Annotated in this window: 15 protein-coding genes, 1 tRNA gene and 1 pseudogene; 13 read left to right on the forward strand and 4 right to left on the reverse strand. The window is 69.6% G+C overall.

All coding sequences use genetic code 11. The annotated features are described in order from the left end of the window. Positions 1 to 329: 329 nt before the first annotated feature. The 5 genes from ACWD3E_RS32995 (at position 330) to ACWD3E_RS33015 (ending at position 5345) form a co-directional block, all read left to right on the forward strand. Positions 330 to 1082: a hypothetical protein gene (locus ACWD3E_RS32995; RefSeq protein ID WP_451391208.1), complete on the forward strand. Its 753-nt coding sequence runs from the start codon at positions 330 to 332 to the stop codon at positions 1080 to 1082. Positions 1083 to 1575: 493 nt separating this feature from the next. Beyond that, on the forward strand, positions 1576 to 2514 hold the full coding sequence (locus tag ACWD3E_RS33000; protein WP_451391209.1) for an ATP-binding cassette domain-containing protein: 939 nt from the start codon (positions 1576 to 1578) through the stop codon (positions 2512 to 2514). Beyond that, a complete protein-coding gene (locus ACWD3E_RS33005) occupies positions 2511 to 3362 on the forward strand; it encodes an ABC transporter permease (protein ID WP_451391210.1) in 852 nt (283 codons plus the stop codon). Before ACWD3E_RS33000 ends, ACWD3E_RS33005 begins: the two co-directional genes overlap by 4 nt. 34 nt (positions 3363 to 3396) lie before the next feature. Continuing rightward, the gene (locus tag ACWD3E_RS33010) at positions 3397 to 4680 is read left to right on the forward strand and encodes a histidine kinase (protein WP_451391211.1); all 1284 of its coding nucleotides are present in this window, start codon (positions 3397 to 3399) and stop codon (positions 4678 to 4680) included. After that, on the forward strand, positions 4677 to 5345 hold the full coding sequence (locus ACWD3E_RS33015) for a response regulator (protein ID WP_451391212.1): 669 nt from the start codon (positions 4677 to 4679) through the stop codon (positions 5343 to 5345). Before ACWD3E_RS33010 ends, ACWD3E_RS33015 begins: the two co-directional genes overlap by 4 nt. Positions 5346 to 5730: 385 nt before the next feature. On the opposite strand, the gene ACWD3E_RS33020 is transcribed toward ACWD3E_RS33015, so the two are convergent. Beyond that, on the reverse strand, positions 5731 to 7119 hold the full coding sequence (locus tag ACWD3E_RS33020) for a YibE/F family protein (RefSeq protein WP_451391229.1): 1389 nt from the start codon (positions 7117 to 7119) through the stop codon (positions 5731 to 5733). A 774-nt stretch (positions 7120 to 7893) separates the two neighbouring features. Between ACWD3E_RS33020 and ACWD3E_RS33025 the strand changes: the two genes are divergently transcribed. Further along, the gene (locus ACWD3E_RS33025) at positions 7894 to 9960 is read left to right on the forward strand and encodes a putative Ig domain-containing protein (protein WP_451391213.1); all 2067 of its coding nucleotides are present in this window, start codon (positions 7894 to 7896) and stop codon (positions 9958 to 9960) included. A 113-nt stretch (positions 9961 to 10073) separates the two neighbouring features. On the opposite strand, the gene rpsN is transcribed toward ACWD3E_RS33025, so the two are convergent. Beyond that, on the reverse strand, positions 10074 to 10325 hold the full coding sequence (rpsN, locus tag ACWD3E_RS33030) for a 30S ribosomal protein S14 (RefSeq protein ID WP_451391230.1): 252 nt from the start codon (positions 10323 to 10325) through the stop codon (positions 10074 to 10076). 357 nt (positions 10326 to 10682) lie between these two features. Between rpsN and ACWD3E_RS33035 the strand changes: the two genes are divergently transcribed. From ACWD3E_RS33035 to ACWD3E_RS33060, 6 genes are all read left to right on the forward strand, one after another. After that, positions 10683 to 10823, forward strand: a complete 141-nt coding sequence (locus ACWD3E_RS33035) for a hypothetical protein (RefSeq protein WP_451391214.1) — start codon at positions 10683 to 10685, stop codon at positions 10821 to 10823. A gap of 294 nt (positions 10824 to 11117) precedes the next feature. Beyond that, positions 11118 to 12158 (forward strand): permease, encoded by a 1041-nt coding sequence (locus tag ACWD3E_RS33040; protein ID WP_451391215.1) that lies wholly within the window; start codon positions 11118 to 11120, stop codon positions 12156 to 12158. Further along, positions 12155 to 12895, forward strand: a complete 741-nt coding sequence (locus ACWD3E_RS33045; RefSeq protein ID WP_451391216.1) for a TIGR03943 family putative permease subunit — start codon at positions 12155 to 12157, stop codon at positions 12893 to 12895. Before ACWD3E_RS33040 ends, ACWD3E_RS33045 begins: the two co-directional genes overlap by 4 nt. A 3-nt stretch (positions 12896 to 12898) precedes the next feature. Further along, positions 12899 to 13537 (forward strand): sensor histidine kinase, encoded by a 639-nt coding sequence (locus ACWD3E_RS33050; RefSeq protein WP_451391217.1) that lies wholly within the window; start codon positions 12899 to 12901, stop codon positions 13535 to 13537. Beyond that, positions 13534 to 14196: a response regulator gene (locus ACWD3E_RS33055; protein WP_451391218.1), complete on the forward strand. Its 663-nt coding sequence runs from the start codon at positions 13534 to 13536 to the stop codon at positions 14194 to 14196. Before ACWD3E_RS33050 ends, ACWD3E_RS33055 begins: the two co-directional genes overlap by 4 nt. A gap of 106 nt (positions 14197 to 14302) precedes the next feature. Further along, on the forward strand, positions 14303 to 15322 hold the full coding sequence (locus ACWD3E_RS33060) for an integrase core domain-containing protein (protein WP_451391219.1): 1020 nt from the start codon (positions 14303 to 14305) through the stop codon (positions 15320 to 15322). Positions 15323 to 15530: 208 nt separating this feature from the next. Here ACWD3E_RS33060 and ACWD3E_RS33065 read toward each other — a convergent pair whose 3' ends face one another. Further along, positions 15531 to 15710 carry a hypothetical protein gene (locus ACWD3E_RS33065; RefSeq protein WP_451391231.1) on the reverse strand — a complete coding sequence of 60 codons (180 nt, stop codon included), beginning with the start codon at positions 15708 to 15710 and terminating at the stop codon, positions 15531 to 15533. 102 nt (positions 15711 to 15812) lie between these two features. Continuing rightward, positions 15813 to 15885, reverse strand: a tRNA-OTHER gene (locus tag ACWD3E_RS33070). A gap of 188 nt (positions 15886 to 16073) precedes the next feature. Between ACWD3E_RS33070 and ACWD3E_RS33075 the strand changes: the two are divergent. After that, a pseudogene (locus ACWD3E_RS33075) lies at positions 16074 to 16186 on the forward strand (IS5/IS1182 family transposase); the annotation flags it as partial. Positions 16187 to 16299: the final 113 nt, after the last annotated feature.

The raw sequence follows: 16299 nt of genomic DNA on the forward strand, positions 1-16299 counted from the left end.
GCTAGGCAAGGTTCGCCCGGGAAGGGCATGTGCGTGGGCCCCACAAGAGGGATAGACGGTATGGGGTCTTGGGCCACTGACGCCCGCCGACGAGGCCTGCGGCGGGTCCGCCACGCCGTTCTCCCGCCGCACCACCTGGTTCCGTGTCACCCGATCGCGCAGCAGACCCGGACACCTGGAGCGGCAAGGCCATCTCGACTGATAGGTGTCCTGGACAGCTCGTCGTGCGGACTGCTGCTGATCGTCCTGCTGACAGGCACGCGCAAGGAGCCCGGCGAACGCAGCAGCCCGCTCTACGCTGTATCGGCCGCCTCGGATCTGTTGAAGCAATGTCCGTCTTCGGCGACATGAGCAAGGCAGAGCGCAACCCCCATCCCGCCGAGGCGGCCACCGGACAGCCACTGCACACACTCGAGCCCGACCCCGCAACCGCGCCCGCTCAAGCGCCGGATGTTCGGCCAGGCCGGTTTCAGCCTGCTACGCAAGCGCGTATTGCTGGGCGCCTGATCAACCGCCCGGCTTTCGGTGACAGGACTTTCCTCTACGGAAGGATGATGAGGGGCGACAGCGTGGACGCAGTAGTAGCGATCAGCCTGATCCGCATGGCTGCTGCAGACTTGGCCATGGAACCCTGGCAGCGCCCCTCGGACGCTTACCTGGTCCAGTTGAGCCTGGACGCCCTGATGGCCGACATCGAGGCTCCCTCGCCTCCCCTGCTGGCTGGCCTCGCGCGCGGTGAGTACCCCCAGGCCCGCGAGCTGTTCGACCTTGTGCTGGAAGAGTTGGGTCTGCTGCCGCCGGCCTCGGAAGATCTTGCGAAGGCGCGATGGACCGCGGCGCGTTGGTGGGCCGGCCAGATCGTGGCGCGCCAGCTCGATCCCGTACACGGAGCCAAGCTGATCTATCAGGAGTCTGCAGCCGAACTCGACTACCCCGACGCGCTGCAACCCATCGTTGATCTGGCGAGAGCACTCGACCTACTGAACGATCAACCTCCACACCAGCAGCACATCCGCGACCAGGTCACCTCCGCGGCCCGAGACTTTCTCGCCACAGAAGCACACCAGAACCAGAGCCTTTGAACTATGTCGCACGACCCACCGTGACCGGTTCACGGAAAGCCAGCCAGAACCCGGACAGCGGTGCGACCTCAGCTTGGGAAGCGATGGCGCTTGGGCCGTCGCGCGCCCTCTGAGCTGCGGGTTCACGTCATCTTCCAAGTCCTGGCCTCTGGGGCCCGCTGTCGACCGTGCTTGTCCGTTCGTCAGGGCACGCTGTGGGCACGAGCCTGCCTCCGGAACGCTGCCCTGACGGCGACCGCTTCTCTGCGTAGCTGTGCTTGTCGCTGCGAGCTCTTGCCGACGCGTCGGATCGCAGGCGCACATTCCGCCGCGTCCTCGGTCATGCCCTCGCCGCCGCCCCGACCAGCGAGGCCGCCGGAGCCGTAGTACCCCGGTACCACCTGCCCGGCAGTGTTCAGTCCCCGGTACCACCGGATCCGGGAGATCGCGGACTTAGCGTGGTGGAGGAGGCGTCGGGCGTGCCGGGCGCCGGAGTCCGAAAGAGAGAACGCGAATGATCGAGGCCCAGCAGGTCACCAAGAGGTACGGGGACAAGACAGCCGTCGACGGTCTGGATTTCACCGTGAAGCCGGGTACGGTGACCGGATTCCTCGGCCCCAACGGAGCGGGCAAGTCCACGACGATGCGCATGATCGTCGGACTCGACGCACCGACGAGCGGCTCCGTCACGGTGAACGGCCACCGCTACGCCCGTCACCAGGCGCCCCTGCAGGAGGTCGGGGCGCTCCTGGAGGCGAAGTCGATCCACCCGGGCCGCTCGGCCTACAACCACCTCCGTGCGCTCGCGCTGACCCACGGCATTCCGCGCCGCCGGGTCGACGAGGTCGTCGAACTCGCCGGTCTCGGCAGCGTCGCGAAGAAGCGGGCCGGTGCCTTCTCCCTCGGCATGGGACAGCGACTCGGCATCGCGGCCGCGTTGCTGGGCGATCCGCGGACGGTGATGCTGGACGAGCCCGTCAACGGACTGGACCCCGAGGGCGTGCTCTGGATCCGCAACCTGCTGACCTCGCTCGCCGCCGAGGGACGGACGGTGTTCGTCTCCTCGCACCTGATGAGCGAGGTGGCGCTGGTGGCGGACCACCTGATCATCGTCGGCCGGGGACGGCTGCTGGCCGACACGACCGTGCGGGACCTGGTCCGCGAGGCGGGTGGCGACACCGTGAAGGTCGCGACGCAGGACCCGGCCCGGCTGCGGGACGTGCTGGCCGGGCCGGGCGTGGAGATCACCGGCCGCGTCGGCACCGAGGAACTACAGGTGACCGGGATGAGCGCCCGTGAGATCGGGCTGAAGGCGGCCGAGCATGGGATCCCGCTCTTCGAGCTGACCACGAAGGCGGTGTCGCTGGAGGAGGCATTCATGGAACTGACCAGGGACGCCGTGGAGTACCACGGCTCCACGACCGGCACCGACACCTCCGGGAGCGCGGCATGACCACCCTGACGGCCACACCTGAGACCCCCGAGACGGCCCAGCCCGCTCCGGCCCGGCCCCCCTACCGAGTGACCGGACGCCGCGTGCTTGCCTCCGAGTGGGCCAAGCTCTGGTCCCTGCGTTCCACCTGGATCACCCTCGGTCTGGGCCTGCTGTTCCTCGTGGCCTTCGGCGTCATCGCCGCGAGCCACTACAAGTCAAATCTCGACTCCGGCCGGCACATGGACCGCGACTTCGCCACCGCGACGGCAGTGAGCCTGTCCCTCTTCGGCACGAACTTCGCCCAGCTCGCCCTCGGCGTGCTCGGCGTGCTGGTCACGGCGGGCGAGTACTCCACCGGCATGATCCGCTCGACCCTCGCGGCCGTACCGCGCCGGCTGCCCGTGCTGTGGTCCAAGGCGGCGGTGTACGGACTGGTCGCTCTGGTGGTCGCGACCGTCGGCGCGTTCGCCGCCTTCCTCGTCGGCAGTCAGATCCTGTCCGGCACGCCCGCTGCCATGGGCCTCGGGGACGCCGGCGTCGTACGCAGCCTGCTGGGCGCCGGGCTCTACCTCGGCCTGGTCGGCGTGATCGGCACCGCCCTCGGGGCGCTGCTGCGGTCCGTCGCCGGCGGCATCTCGGTCCTGGTCGCCGCCCTCATGCTGGTGCCCGGACTGGTCTCCCTGCTGCCCACCTCGTGGCAGGGCGGCATCGACCCCTACCTGCCGAGCCACGCGGGCGAGTCGATCTTCGCGCTGACCCATGACTCCACCACCCTGTCGCCCTCCGCCGGGCTGCTGGTCTTCCTCGGCTGGACGGCACTGGCGCTGGCAGGGGCGGCGTACCGGCTGCGGCGCCGCGACGTCTGAGGAACGGCACCCGCATCATGGACGGGTGAATTCCGTGACCACCGATGATCTCAGCGGGATGGGGCCGCTGGTCGCCCGGCTCGGCCGGGTCGGCCAGCGGCTCCGGCACGCCGACCGGGACCGTCCGTGGGTGCTGGACGCCGCCGTGGTGGTGCTGGTCTTCCTGATGTTCTGCCTGCCGGATCTGCTGCACGGCGTCCACGGGGACGGCGACGGTCCGCGCCGCTTCCGCCTTGCGTTCACCCGGCTGCCCACGGTCGGCACGCTGGCCCTGCAGGCCGGGCTGGTGTTGCCGCTGTTGTGGCGGCGGCGGGCGCCCGCTGTGGCCTTCGGCGCCGTCACGGCCGTGTTCGTCGTCCAGTGGTCCCTCGGCGCCGCACTCCGTGCGGACGTCGCCCTTTTCATCGCCCTCTACAGCCTGGCTCTGCACGGGCGGCTGGGGCAGCTGCCGTGGGCCTGTGCGGTCATAGCGGGTGCGCTGGGCCTGGTGGCGGCGCGGGTCTCGGCGGCGATGTCGGTCTGGGACGCGCTCTTCTTCCTGCTCAGCACGGCGACCGCGGCCCTCGCGCTCGGTCTGATGATCCGTATCCGGCGGGCCCAGCTGGCCGGGCTGCGGGACCGCGCGGCCCGGCTGGAGATCGAACGCGACCAGCGGGGCAGGCTCGCTGTCGCGGCCGAGCGGGCACGAGTGGCCCGCGAGATGCACGACATCGTCGGTCACAACCTGTCCGTCATCATCACACTCGCCGACGCGGGCGCCTACGCCACTGCCGCCGCCCCGGAACGGGGAAAGGAGGCCCTGCACCTCATCGGCGACACCGGTCGCCAGGCCCTGAGTGAACTGCGGCGCGTGCTCGGCGTACTCCGCGAGGCGGACGGCCCGCGGAGTGAGCCCGAGCTGAGCCCGCAGCCCGGTCTCGCGGACATCGACGCGCTGTGCGAGGGGGTACGGTCCGCCGGCCTGGAGGTCGTCTACCGTACCGCCGGTGACATCGACGCCCTCGACAGCGGGGTGCAGCTGACCGTCTATCGCATCGCGCAGGAGGCCCTGACGAACACCCTCAAACACGCCGGCGCGGGCGCCCATGCGAGCCTGGCGATCGTCGTGGAGGACGCACGGCTGACCGTCACCGTCCAGGACTTTGGCCCACCCACACCGGCCGACCGTCCCGGCACGGCGAACGAGGAAGGACACGGCCTGGTGGGCATGCGAGAACGAGCAGCTCTCTACGGCGGACACGTCAGCGCGGGTCCCGCGGGCCCAGGATGGACGGTGTACGCCACCCTCGACCTCGCTCCCCAGGGCGGTGCCCGGTGACCACCGTGCTCGTCGTGGACGACCAGCCCCTTCAGAGGTACGGCTTTCGCATGCTTCTGGACTCCGTACCCGAGACGCAGGTGGTCGGGGAGGCGGCACACGGAGCCGAAGCCGTGCGCAAGGCCGCCGAACTCCGCCCGGATGTCGTCCTCATGGACGTACGCATGCCCGGCATGGACGGTATCGAGGCCACGCGCCGTATCGTCGCCGCCGGCGACCGTTCCCGCGTCCTCGTCCTGACCACCTTCGACCTGGACGAGTACGTCCACGCGGCCCTGCGCGCCGGAGCCAGCGGCTTTCTCCTCAAGGACGCCCGCCCTGAGGAACTCCTCGCCGGCATCCGCGCGGTAGCCGTCGGCGACGCGGTGATCGCGCCCGCGCTCACCCGCCGCCTGCTGCACGAATTCGCCCGTCTCGTGCCACCCGGCGGCGACAGCTCCGCTGAGGATCCGCGCCTGAGTGCCCTCACCGACCGCGAACACGAGATCCTCGTCGCCATCGGCAAGGGCTGGACCAACGGCGAGATCGCCACGCGTTTCGTCCTGTCGGAGTCCACGGTGAAGACGCATGTCGGCCGCGTCCTGGCCAAGATCGGTGCCCGCGACCGCATCCAGGCGGTGATCTTCGCCTACGACCACGGCCTGGCCCGGCCTCACTCGGACTGAGCGGCGGGTCACGCCACGGATGATCCGACGCCTGCCAGGAAGGAGTTGGGCTCGGGTTTCGGCGGCGAGGGTTGCGCCCGAGAGGGCAGGATCGCACCGCTGTTGACCGTGGTTGACCGATCTCAAGGGCACGCTATGGGCACGCCGGCGGCTCGCAGGCGCGGAGAGGTCCTCCGGGCGGCTGAAGAGCAGCCGGCCCCTGGAAGCGAGAACTGGCCGCAAGGGCGCCATTGCAGGAGCACACCGCGACATCGCCGAGGGGCAGGCGGCGGTGATCTCTGCCAAGATCCGTCCAGAGTCTGAACAACAGGCTGCGCTCGGGCTCCGAGCACACCGCCTACAGTCGCTGAACAGCCTGTATGCGCCCACCTTGAAGAGATCGCTCTCAACGCTTGCGCCGACGCCCGCCGCGGCCTGCCGCCGCTCCGACAGCCGCGCCCGCGCCCGCTGTTGCCGTTTTTGCCCGCGGACCGGGCCGGTCCGCCGAGACCACCAGAGCCGCAAGGGCCGTGGTGACCGGGACGGAGGCGACCAGGCCGATCGAGCCGACCAGGGTGCGCACGATCTCCTCCGCGACCAGCTCGCTGTTGGCGACCGTGTCCACGCTGCTCTGGGCGATGGAGAAGAGGAGCAGCAAGGGCAGTGCGGCGCCGGCGTAGGCGAGGACGAGGGTGTTGACCACGGAGGCGATGTGGTCGCGGCCGATGCGGATGCCCGCCCGGTACAGCCCACGCCAGCCCATCGTCGGGTTGGCGTCGTGCAGCTCCCAGACGGCCGAGGTCTGCGTCACCGTGACGTCGTCGAGCACGCCGAGGGAGCCGATGATGACGCCGGCAAGCAGCAGGCCGCTCATGTCGATCTTCGGGTACAGGCCGTGGATCAGTCCGGTGCTGTCGTCCGTGTTGCCGGTCAGGGCGGCCCAGCCGATGAACACCGAGCCCAGGATGCCGATCAACGCCAGTGAGACCAGTGTGCCGAGCACCGCCACCGAGGTGCGGGCCGACAGGCCGTGGCACATGTACAGGGCGATCAGCATGATCGCGCTCGACCCGACCACCGCCACCAGGAGCGGGTTCGAGCCCTGCAGGACCGCGGGCAGGACGAAGAAGTTCAGCAACAGGAAGCTGACGGCCAGTGCGACCAGCGCCATCACGCCGCGCAGCCGGCCCACCGCCACGACGGCGAGTGCGAAGATCCCGGCCAGCAGGCCCATCGGGAAGCGGCGGTTGACGTCGGTGACCGAGTACTGCAGATCCTTGGGCGCGGAGGGTTCGTAGGCGACCACGACCTTCTCGCCCTGGTGCAGCTGTCGCGCCTGATCAGGCTGCACGATCTCGGTGAAGGTGCGGCCCTTGTCCTTGCCGGTGTCGACTCGGATCGTGGCCTTGTGGCAGGTGCCGTTCGCCTCCTGCTGCGCCGAGTTGCCCTCGGCGGTGGAGGTGTCGCCGGTGGGAGTCTCGCCGGAGGCGTTCACCGACTTGCAGCTCACCTCGACGACTTCGGTGACCGTCGCCTGCTGGGTCTGCTGGTCGAAGCCGACACCGGTGCGTTTGTGCGGCGGGGCTCCGCCCGGCCACAGCACGACGAGCCCCACCACGACGGCGGCGGTGAAGGGGATCAGGATCGCCGCGATGACCTTGCGCAAGTGCCGGGAGACCGGCGCGGCGGGTCCGTGGGTGTGGGTGTGCGCGTGTCCGTGACTGCCGGCGCCCGCTCCCGGGCCGTGGTCGGGACCATGTCCGGTGCCAGTCACTGTGGCGTGCCCGTCGCCCATCGCGGGGGTGTGCCCGTGGCCTGTCGCCGGGGAGGGGATGCGGCCCGCGCCGGCATCGGGTCCGTAGCCGGGGCGAGGTATCGATTCGGGAGGATTCCCGTACTCGTAGTCGGGAGGATTCCCGTACTCGTAGTCGTGGCCGTACTCGCTCGCATGACCGCCCCTGGGTCGTGGCGGGTCGCCGACCCGGTTCCAGTCTCCGGCATTCTGCCGGTCAGCGGCTCCCATGCCGTCTCCCTCGCGGTTGTCCGTGCCCCCTCCGAAGCCGGTCCTGCGCGGCGGCTCTGAGGAAGAGTACGGGAACGGCTGTGCCGTGGCTCAGCCCGAGCATCGCCAGAAGACCGGGACCGCTGCTCACCATGGCTGGCTCATGAGCCTGTTCACCAGCCGCCGTACCACCCGCGAGTGTGTGCCGCGAAGCTCCCCCGTCGCTATCGGCAGGATGCCCTCAGGCGGCAGACGTCATCCGGCTCGCCGAGATTGCCGCAGGCGCTGATGCCTCGGTGGAAAGAGCGCTTGCGGATCTTCCTGTGAGCAAGCCCGCCTCGCTTCTCTCCAACGGAGTGACCAACCCCATCCTATGGAGGGGCAAAGAAATCCCTGCGGCGCTGCCGGTTCGTGCGCTTCGGGCGTACGTTCCTCCCGCACCCTGTCATGTCACGCTCATTTGGCGTGAATGTCATGCTCATGACTGCGCGGTTCTGCCGCCGCTACGCGCAATCACGGGCCTGCCCATCCAGTGTGAATCCCCACGTCAACCGGAGGCAGTTCCCCATGCGTGAGTCACACCCGAGCGGGCGGAGACGGAGTCTGCGAAGGCTCGTCGCCGTCGCCTTCCCCGCGCTCGCCCTCACCGTCGCCGGGCTCGTCGCCGCCCCCACGGCCGGCGCCCAGCCCGCAGCGGCCCACCCGCACACATCCAAGGTCACGCAGAACGCCAAGGCCCTGACCGACCCGAAGCGGCAGACCTTCCACGCCACCGGCAAGGCCGGCCAGAAGGTGCCGACCCAGCACCTGTGCGCCATCGCCAAGCCGGGCCACGCTTCCTGCTTCGCCCAGCGCCGCACCGACATCAGGCAGCGCCTGGTCGCCGCCCTCGCGGCCGCACCCTCCGGCCTCTCTCCGGCCAACCTGCACAGCGCCTACAACCTGCCCACCACGGCCGGTTCGGGCATGACCGTCGGCATCGTGGACGCCTACAACGACCCCAATGCCGAGTCGGACCTGGCCACGTACCGCTCCACGTACGGCCTGTCGTCCTGCACCAAGGCCAACGGCTGCTTCAAGCAGGTCAGCCAGACCGGCTCCACCACCTCGCTGCCGACCAACGACAGCGGCTGGGCCGGTGAAGAGATGCTCGACATCGACATGGTCAGCGCGGTCTGCCCGAACTGCAGCATCATCCTGGTCGAGGCCAACTCCGCGACCATGGCCGACCTCGGCGCCGCCGAGAACGAGGCCGTGGCACTCGGCGCCAAGTTCATCTCCAACAGCTGGGGAGGCTCCGAGGACTCCTCCCAGACCAGCGACGACAGTTCGTACTTCAAGCACCCAGGCGTCGCGATCACCGTCTCCTCGGGTGACTCCGCCTACGGCGCCGAGTACCCGGCGACCTCCCAGTACGTGACCGCCGTCGGCGGCACCGCGCTCACCACCGCCTCCAACTCCCGCGGCTGGAGCGAGTCGGTGTGGCACACCAACTCCACGGAAGGCACCGGCTCCGGCTGCTCCGCCTACGACCCGAAGCCGAGCTGGCAGACCGACACCGGCTGCTCCAAGCGCATGGAGGCCGACGTCTCCGCCGTCGCCGACCCGGCCACCGGTGTGGCGGTCTACGACACCTACGGCGGCTCCGGCTGGGCGGTCTACGGCGGCACCAGCGCCAGCTCGCCGATCATCGCCTCCGTCTACGCCCTCGCGGGCACTCCGGGCTCCGGCGACTACCCGGCGAAGTACCCCTACCAGCACACCGGCAACCTGTACGACGTCACCAGCGGCAACAATGGCAGCTGCTCCCCGTCGTACTTCTGCACCGCGGGCACCGGCTACGACGGCCCGACCGGCTGGGGCACCCCGAACGGCACCGCCGCCTTCACCGCCGGCGGCACCAGCGGCAACACCGTGACCGTCACCAACCCCGGCAGCCAGTCGACCACCACCGGAAGCTCGGTCAGCCTGCAGATCAAGGCCAGCGACAGCGCGGGCGCGGCCCTCACCTACAGCGCGAGCGGCCTGCCGACCGGGCTGTCCGTCAACAGCTCCACCGGGCTGATCTCGGGTACGGCGTCCACCGCGGGCACCTACCAGGTCACGGTCACCGCGAAGGACTCCACCGGCGCCTCCGGCTCGACCTCCTTCACCTGGACCGTCGGCTCCGGCGGGGGCGGCTGCTCCTCCTCCCAGTTGCTGGCCAACCCGGGCTTCGAGTCGGGCAGCACCGGCTGGACCGCCACCAGCGGTGTGATCGTCAACGACACCGGTGAGGCGGCCCACGGCGGCTCGTACTACGCCTGGCTCGACGGTTACGGCTCCTCGCACACCGACACGCTCTCCCAGTCGGTGACGATCCCGGCCGGATGCAAGGCCACGCTGACCTTCTACCTGCACATCGACACCTCGGAGACCACCACCGGCACCGCGTACGACAAGCTCACGGTGACCGCCGGTTCGACCACCCTGGCGACCTACTCGAACCTCAACCACGCCTCTGGCTACACCCAGAAGAGCTTCGACCTCTCGTCGTTCGCGGGCTCGACGGTCACCCTGAAGTTCAACGGCGTGGAGGACTCCTCCCTCCAGACCAGCTTCGTCGTGGACGACACCGCCCTGACGACCAGCTGACCGTCTGACCGTTCGACCATCACGAGCCGAGCACCCGGTCCCGCACGCGGAAGCCATCCGCGTGCGGGACACACCGTTACCCGTGCTCGTGGGTGGGGCCCTCGACGGGCGGGTCACCAACTGCTCTTGGTCACGCCCGGGAGCTCGCCCGCGTGGGCCACCTCGCGTACGCGGATGCGGGACAGGCCGAAGGCGCGCAGGTGGCCGCGGGGGCGGCCGTCCACAAAGTCGCGGTTGCGCAGGCGGGTGGCGCCAGCGTCGCGGGGCTGCCGGCGCAATTCCCGCTGGGCGGCGGCGCACTCGTCGTCGGATGCCCAGGGCGAAGAGACGGGCTGCTCACGCACGCCGAGGCGCAGGTGCTCGATATGGTGGACGGCCTGGTCGAGGAGTCGGGCGACGTGGTCGTCGTAGAGGCCCGGCCGGCAAGGCACGGCATGGAGCGTGTGATCCTCGACCGGCCGGAGGGCTGAGACGAGGCAAGGGCTGGGCTCGCGCCGCAGAGTGCGAGCCCAGCCCTTGCCGGTCACAGGGCACCGCCGTCAAAAGGCGCTGGTGCCGTTGGGCGTGCCAAGGCCGGTCGGCCTGCGAGGTGTTTCCGGCCAGTGCGTAGACGCTCGCGATGATCGGCGACGAGACGCTGGTGCCTCCGACTTCGACCCATCCGTCGGTACCCTGTGCGAGACCGAGTTGAAGCTCTGTGTCGCACAACAACACAGGACGGCTTGGCCTCGTACGCCGAGGAGCCGGAGCCCGCGCCGCTCCAGGTGGTCTCGGTCCAGCCGTGCGAGTTGGGCGCCCTGCTCGGTGAGGTGCCGCCCACGGCGGTGACGTACGGGGAGGAGGCCGGCCAGGAAACGTCGTAACCGGAGTCGAACATTCCTTACATGCAGCCCGCAACAGCAGGGCCAGTACCGGGTTTCTGGTCCTCTACTCAAGCGGCCGACCAAAGCGCTCACACCTTCATGCCTCGCCGGTGTCTCCACTTGCCCCGAAAATCGAACACATACTTACGGCTGTGGCGCGCTCCCAGCCCATCAATGCGAGAACACCGGGGATCCCGCTCGCATCGGCACGATCGCGGTGAGACGGCGCGGCAATGCGGCCGTATAAGAGGAGAAGGCACCCATCTTGCACGACCTTGCCGGAGGTAGCTCACCGTGGCCATCACCAAAGCCGCCCCGACCGGACCGGGTCGCCGGACGCGGCAGCCACAGGCCGGCGGGGAGCCCGGCCGACGCGGCCAGGAGGGCTGGCACTTCAACTCCTCCCTCGCCCTGACCGTGCTCATGCTCGTCGTGGTCGTCATGCAGGGCCCGATCCGCCGGGCGCTGGCCAGCCCGGTGATGCAGAGCTGGATGACGGTGTTCGTGGCGATGGTGGTCCAGGCGCTGCCGTTTCTCGTCTTCGGCGCGCTGCTGTCGGCGGCCATCGCCGTTTTCGTACCGCCGTCGTTCTTCGCCCGCGCCCTGCCCGGCCGAACCGCCCTCGCCGTTCCGGTCGCCGGCGTGGCGGGTGCGGTGCTGCCTGGCTGTGAGTGCGCGTCCGTGCCGGTGGCCGGCGCACTGGTGAGAAGGGGTGTCACACCGGCCGCGGCGCTCGCGTTCCTGCTCTCCGCCCCGGCGATCAACCCGATCGTCCTGACCGCCACGGCCGTCGCCTTCCCACGCGACCCGCGGATGGTCCTGGCCCGCTTCCTCGCGAGTCTGCTGGTGGCCTGTGCGATGGGCTGGTTGTGGCAGCGCCTCGGCCGCACCGACTGGCTGCGCCTGCCATCACACGCGGAGCACACCGGCCAGAGCAGGGGGGAGCGGTTCTGGGGGTCGGTCCGGCACGACTTGATGCACGCGGGCGGCTTCCTGGTCCTCGGCGCTATGGCCGCGGCGACGCTGAAGACAGCGGCTCCGGCGAGCTGGCTGCGCACGGCAGCCGGGAATCCGGTGCTTGCGGTCCTGGCCCTTGCGGTCCTTGCCGTACTGCTGTCGATCTGCTCGGAGGCGGACGCGTTCGTGGTGGCGTCGCTGACCCAGTTCTCGCTGACGGCGAGGCTGACGTTCCTGGTGGTCGGCCCGATGATCGACTTGAAGCTGTTCGCGATGCAGGTGGGCACTTTCGGCCGCGGCTTCGCGCTGCGCTTCGCCCCCATCACCTTCGCCCTCGCGATCGCGGGCGCGGTGCTGACCGGGGCGGTGCTGCTGTGAACCGGCAGGCACAGGCGGCGGTCCTGTTCCTGGTCGGCGTGGCCCTGCTGCACGCCGGCCTCACCGATCTGTATCTGCGCTACGTCAAGGCCGGCCTGCGCCCGCTGCTGCTGGTGGCCGGCGCGCTCCTGGCCGTGGTTGCGCTGGCGACGGCCTGGTACGAGTGGAAGCGCGCGCATCAAAAGGAGCGGGGGTCCGGCACCGGTGACGACGACCGGGGGCACGCCCACCGCGAGCCTCGCACCTCCTGGCTCCTCGTCCTCCCCCTCTTCGCCCTCATCCTCGTCGCCCCGCCGGCCCTGGGTTCCTACAGCGCGATGCGCACCGGTACGGCCCTGCAGCCACCGTACGGCTACTCGAAACTCCCGACGGGCGACCCGGTACCGATCAGCCTGGTCGACTACGCGGGCCGCGCGTTCTACGACCACGGCCGTTCCCTGGGAGGCCGCAGCGTGCTGATCACCGGTTTCGTCGCCGTGGACCGCTCCGGAACCCCCTACCTCGTCCGGATGTCCCTCAACTGCTGTGCCGCGGACGCCCAGCCGGTGAAGATCGGCCTTACCGGGAAAGTCCCCCCGGTCCTGCAGCCGAACGCATGGCTGGAGGTGACGGGCAGGTACACCGCGAAGCGGACCCGGGACCCCGTGAACAACGGTCCGATCCCCTTCCTCCAGGTCACCGCGGCCAGGCCGGTGCCGACGCCCCACGATCCCTACGACGAGACCTGGAACAACTGAGCGGTGTCCGAGCGGATCTGCGCGGACGGACACCGGTTTGACCATCACAAGCGGCTCACCGCCACCCGCGAAGCCCTCACCCTCGCAAGCGCCGCAGCAAGCACCCGAGAGACTCAGACACCCGAGCAGGCTCAAGCACGCCAGACGTTCAAGGAGGGCGAGCGCCGGCTCGCCCGCTCTACGAAGCCCGACCGGGGCGCGACCACCTCGGAGCAGTCACCGCTCTCACCCTCGCCGGGGCTGGCGGACGTCGAACGGTTGGCGGCAGCGACCGCGGGCGCAGGGGTACGCGTCGACGTGCGCTGCAGCGGAGAGCAGCGTCCCGTTCCGGCCGACATCGACCTGTCCGCTTATCGCATCGTGCAGGAGGCGCTGACCAACGTGGTCCGGCACGCGGGCACCGGACGTTGCCGGGTGGCCATCGAGTACGGAGACGAGGAGCTGTCCGTGGAGGTCGTCGACGACGGGCGCGGCGCCTCCGAGGACGGCTCGGTCCACGGCTTCGGCCTCATCGGGATGCGGGAGCGAGTCGGTCTGTTGGGCGGCCACCTCAGCGTCGGGCCGCGCCCTGAGGGCGGCTTCCGGGTGGCGGCCCGGCTGCCGCTGCCCGCACCCGTCGGAGTTCCGGTGGAGGCACGATGACCATCCGGGTGGTGCTCGCCGACGACCAGCCGCTGGTTCGGTCCGGTCTCCGCGTGATCATGGCGGATCACCCCGATCTGGAGGTCGTCGGTGAAGCCGCCACTGGCGCTGAGGCCGTCCAACTGGTCAGGGATGCCAGCCCCGACGTCGTGGTCATGGACATCCGGATGCCCGTTATGGACGGGATCGAGGCCACCCGCCTGATCACGGCCGGCTCGGCAACCACACGCGTCCTCGTCCTGACCACCTTCGACGAGGACGACCATGTCTACGGCGCGCTCCGGGCCGGCGCGAGCGGCTTCGTGGTCAAGGACATGGCGCTGGACGACATCCTCGCGGCGATCCGCGTGGTCGCCTGTGGTGACGCACTGATCGCGCCGGGTGTGACGCGCCGTCTGATCGCGGACTTCATCGGGCGGCCCGCGGCTGTCCCAGAACGCTCCCCACGGCCGGTCGAGGGCATCACCGAGCGGGAACGGGAAGTGCTGACCCTGGTCGGACGCGGCCGGACGAACACCGAGATCGCCGAGGACCTCTTCATCACGGTGGCCACCGCCAAGTCGCACGTTTCACGGCTGCTCACCAAACTGGGTGCCCGGGACCGGGTCCAGCTCGTCATCAGCGCCTATGAGATGGGGCTCGTCAGCCTACCTCGCTGATGGCGTCCCCGGCCCCGTAGCGGTCCAGAACTGCTTCACCGCAGCTGACCTCGGGCGATGTGCCCGGATCAGTAGTCCGACGTGATCGGCCATCGTACTCGTGCGGATGATCTACCTGTTCGCCACGCGGATCTTCGCGTGGCTCGTCCTACTGTGCCGATCTACCGCGGCAAAGAACGCCGAGATACTGATCCTGCGACACGAGGTCGCGGTGCTGCGCCGACAGGTCACCGCATCGAAGCCCGGCTGGCCGGACCGGGCACTGCTGACCTCCCTCGCCCGACTACTGCCGCGGGCGCTCCGCAGCCACCGGATCGTTTCCCCGCGCACCCTGCTCGCCTGGCACCGGCGCCTCATCAAACAGAAGTGGGCCCAGCCGGCCTCTCCCGGTCGCCCGCCGCTCTGCGACCAGCTCCGCGATTTGATCATCCGGCTCGGCAGCGAGAACCCCCGGTGGGGCGCTCGCCGCGTACACGGCGAACTGCGCCGCCTCGGGCACAGGATCAGCGCGAGCACCGTCCGTCGAGTCCTGCGTGCCGCCGGCATCGGCCCCGCCCCGCGCCGTCAGACCGCACGCCGCGAGTGGGCCGCCTTCCTCCAAACCCAGGTCGGCGGCCTACTCGCCACCGACTTCTTCCACGTGGACACCATCGGACTGCAGCGGCTGTACGTCCTGTTCGTCATGGAAGTGCGCACCCGCACCGTGCACATCCTCGGTGTCACCGCCCACCCCACCGCCCCCTGGGCCACGCAGCAGGCCCGCCAACTGCTTTGGCAGCTCAGCGACCACGCTGCCGACTTCACCCACCTCGTCCGAGACAGGGACACGAAGTTCACTGCAGCCTTCGACGCCGTCTTGGCCGGCGAAGGCATCAGCGTGGCCAAGACTCCGCCATGCAGCCCCAACTGCGACCCGTACGCGGAGCGCTTTATACGCTCGGCGCGGGAGGAGTGCACCGACCGCCTGCTGATCTTTGACCGCGGCCACGCTGAGAAGATCCTTCACGACTACGCCCGGCACTTCAACGGCCACCGACCCCACCAAGGCCGAAACCAGCTCGCACCCCACGACGACACGAACGTAATCCCCCTCCCCGCAGCCCGGATCGAACGCCGACAAGCCTGACCAGGCATTTCAGTGGTTGTCCTGCCGCTGCAGGAGATCACCGGGCGGGAGATACAGGCCATCACCGGGGCTTCGCCCGGCGACGGGGTGGTGGCTGAAACGGTCCGGCGGCAGACACGGAGAGAAGGGATCTCCAGCAACGGTCCCACCGAGGGAGTCAACACCAAGACCAAGCGGATCGCGCGCCAGATGCACGGACGAGCAGGCTTCACCCTCCTTCGAAGCCGCGACCGGCGAGGCTGGCTGCCGCGTCACCTGTCTCGTTGGCAGTGGTGGACACCGTCAGCAGGCGGAGCGCGTGAGCGACGCCCTCCGGATCGTCCCACTGATCCCGCGTCGGGTTGGGTATCGCCGACCAGTTCACGGCGTTGATGGCGTCAAGTGACACGCCCGCATTCTGCCGGAGCGTGCTACGGGTACGGGAGGTGCAGCCCAGACGGCGAGTGACCCAACGGTCCCAGCCCCTGACCGGTCCGGGACCTTTGCCCCGGTGCCCCGGCAGGATTCGAACCTGCGACACCCGCTTTAGGCGAGAGGCGGGGGTGCCTTGCTGGTGACCTGCGGCTTCGATACGTCGTGTGGTGGCTGGCAACCCGACCGCGCGCCACCGCCATTGACCGTGGCTGACCCCTGCATCTGGCACGGTTGTGGCACGAACCTCAGCCGACGGCAGTCAGCCACGGCGGCGGGTGTGCCGACCGACCACGCACGCGTATGCCTCGCTGTGTACCTGCGCCGGCACGACACTCCGCTACGCGAAGCCGACCCCGACTACGTCCTGCTGGGCGGCACCTTGCCGAGTGCGACCGCGTCGGCGACAGCCGTGCCGATTACGCGCACAAGCACCGCCGGCACGGAGTGAATGGCGTTGTTCACGAATTGCGGCTCTGGCTCAACTTCTGTGATGCGGCCACTCTGAGTGACAGTCAGGCTCCTTCGAGCCATACACGAAGTCGCCCGAAAATGATTCGTGGGCA

Source organism: Streptomyces sp. NPDC002676 (assembly GCF_053592455.1).

Coding starts and splice junctions, on each gene's coding strand:
- ACWD3E_RS32995 (WP_451391208.1), top strand. CDS start 330: ATGTCCGTCTTCGGCGACATGAGCAAGGCAGAGCGCAACCCCCATCCC.
- ACWD3E_RS33000 (WP_451391209.1), top strand. CDS start 1,576: ATGATCGAGGCCCAGCAGGTCACCAAGAGGTACGGGGACAAGACAGCC.
- ACWD3E_RS33005 (WP_451391210.1), top strand. CDS start 2,511: ATGACCACCCTGACGGCCACACCTGAGACCCCCGAGACGGCCCAGCCC.
- ACWD3E_RS33020 (WP_451391229.1), bottom strand. CDS start 7,119: ATGGGCGACGGGCACGCCACAGTGACTGGCACCGGACATGGTCCCGAC.
- ACWD3E_RS33025 (WP_451391213.1), top strand. CDS start 7,894: ATGCGTGAGTCACACCCGAGCGGGCGGAGACGGAGTCTGCGAAGGCTC.
- ACWD3E_RS33055 (WP_451391218.1), top strand. CDS start 13,534: ATGACCATCCGGGTGGTGCTCGCCGACGACCAGCCGCTGGTTCGGTCC.
- ACWD3E_RS33060 (WP_451391219.1), top strand. CDS start 14,303: ATGATCTACCTGTTCGCCACGCGGATCTTCGCGTGGCTCGTCCTACTG.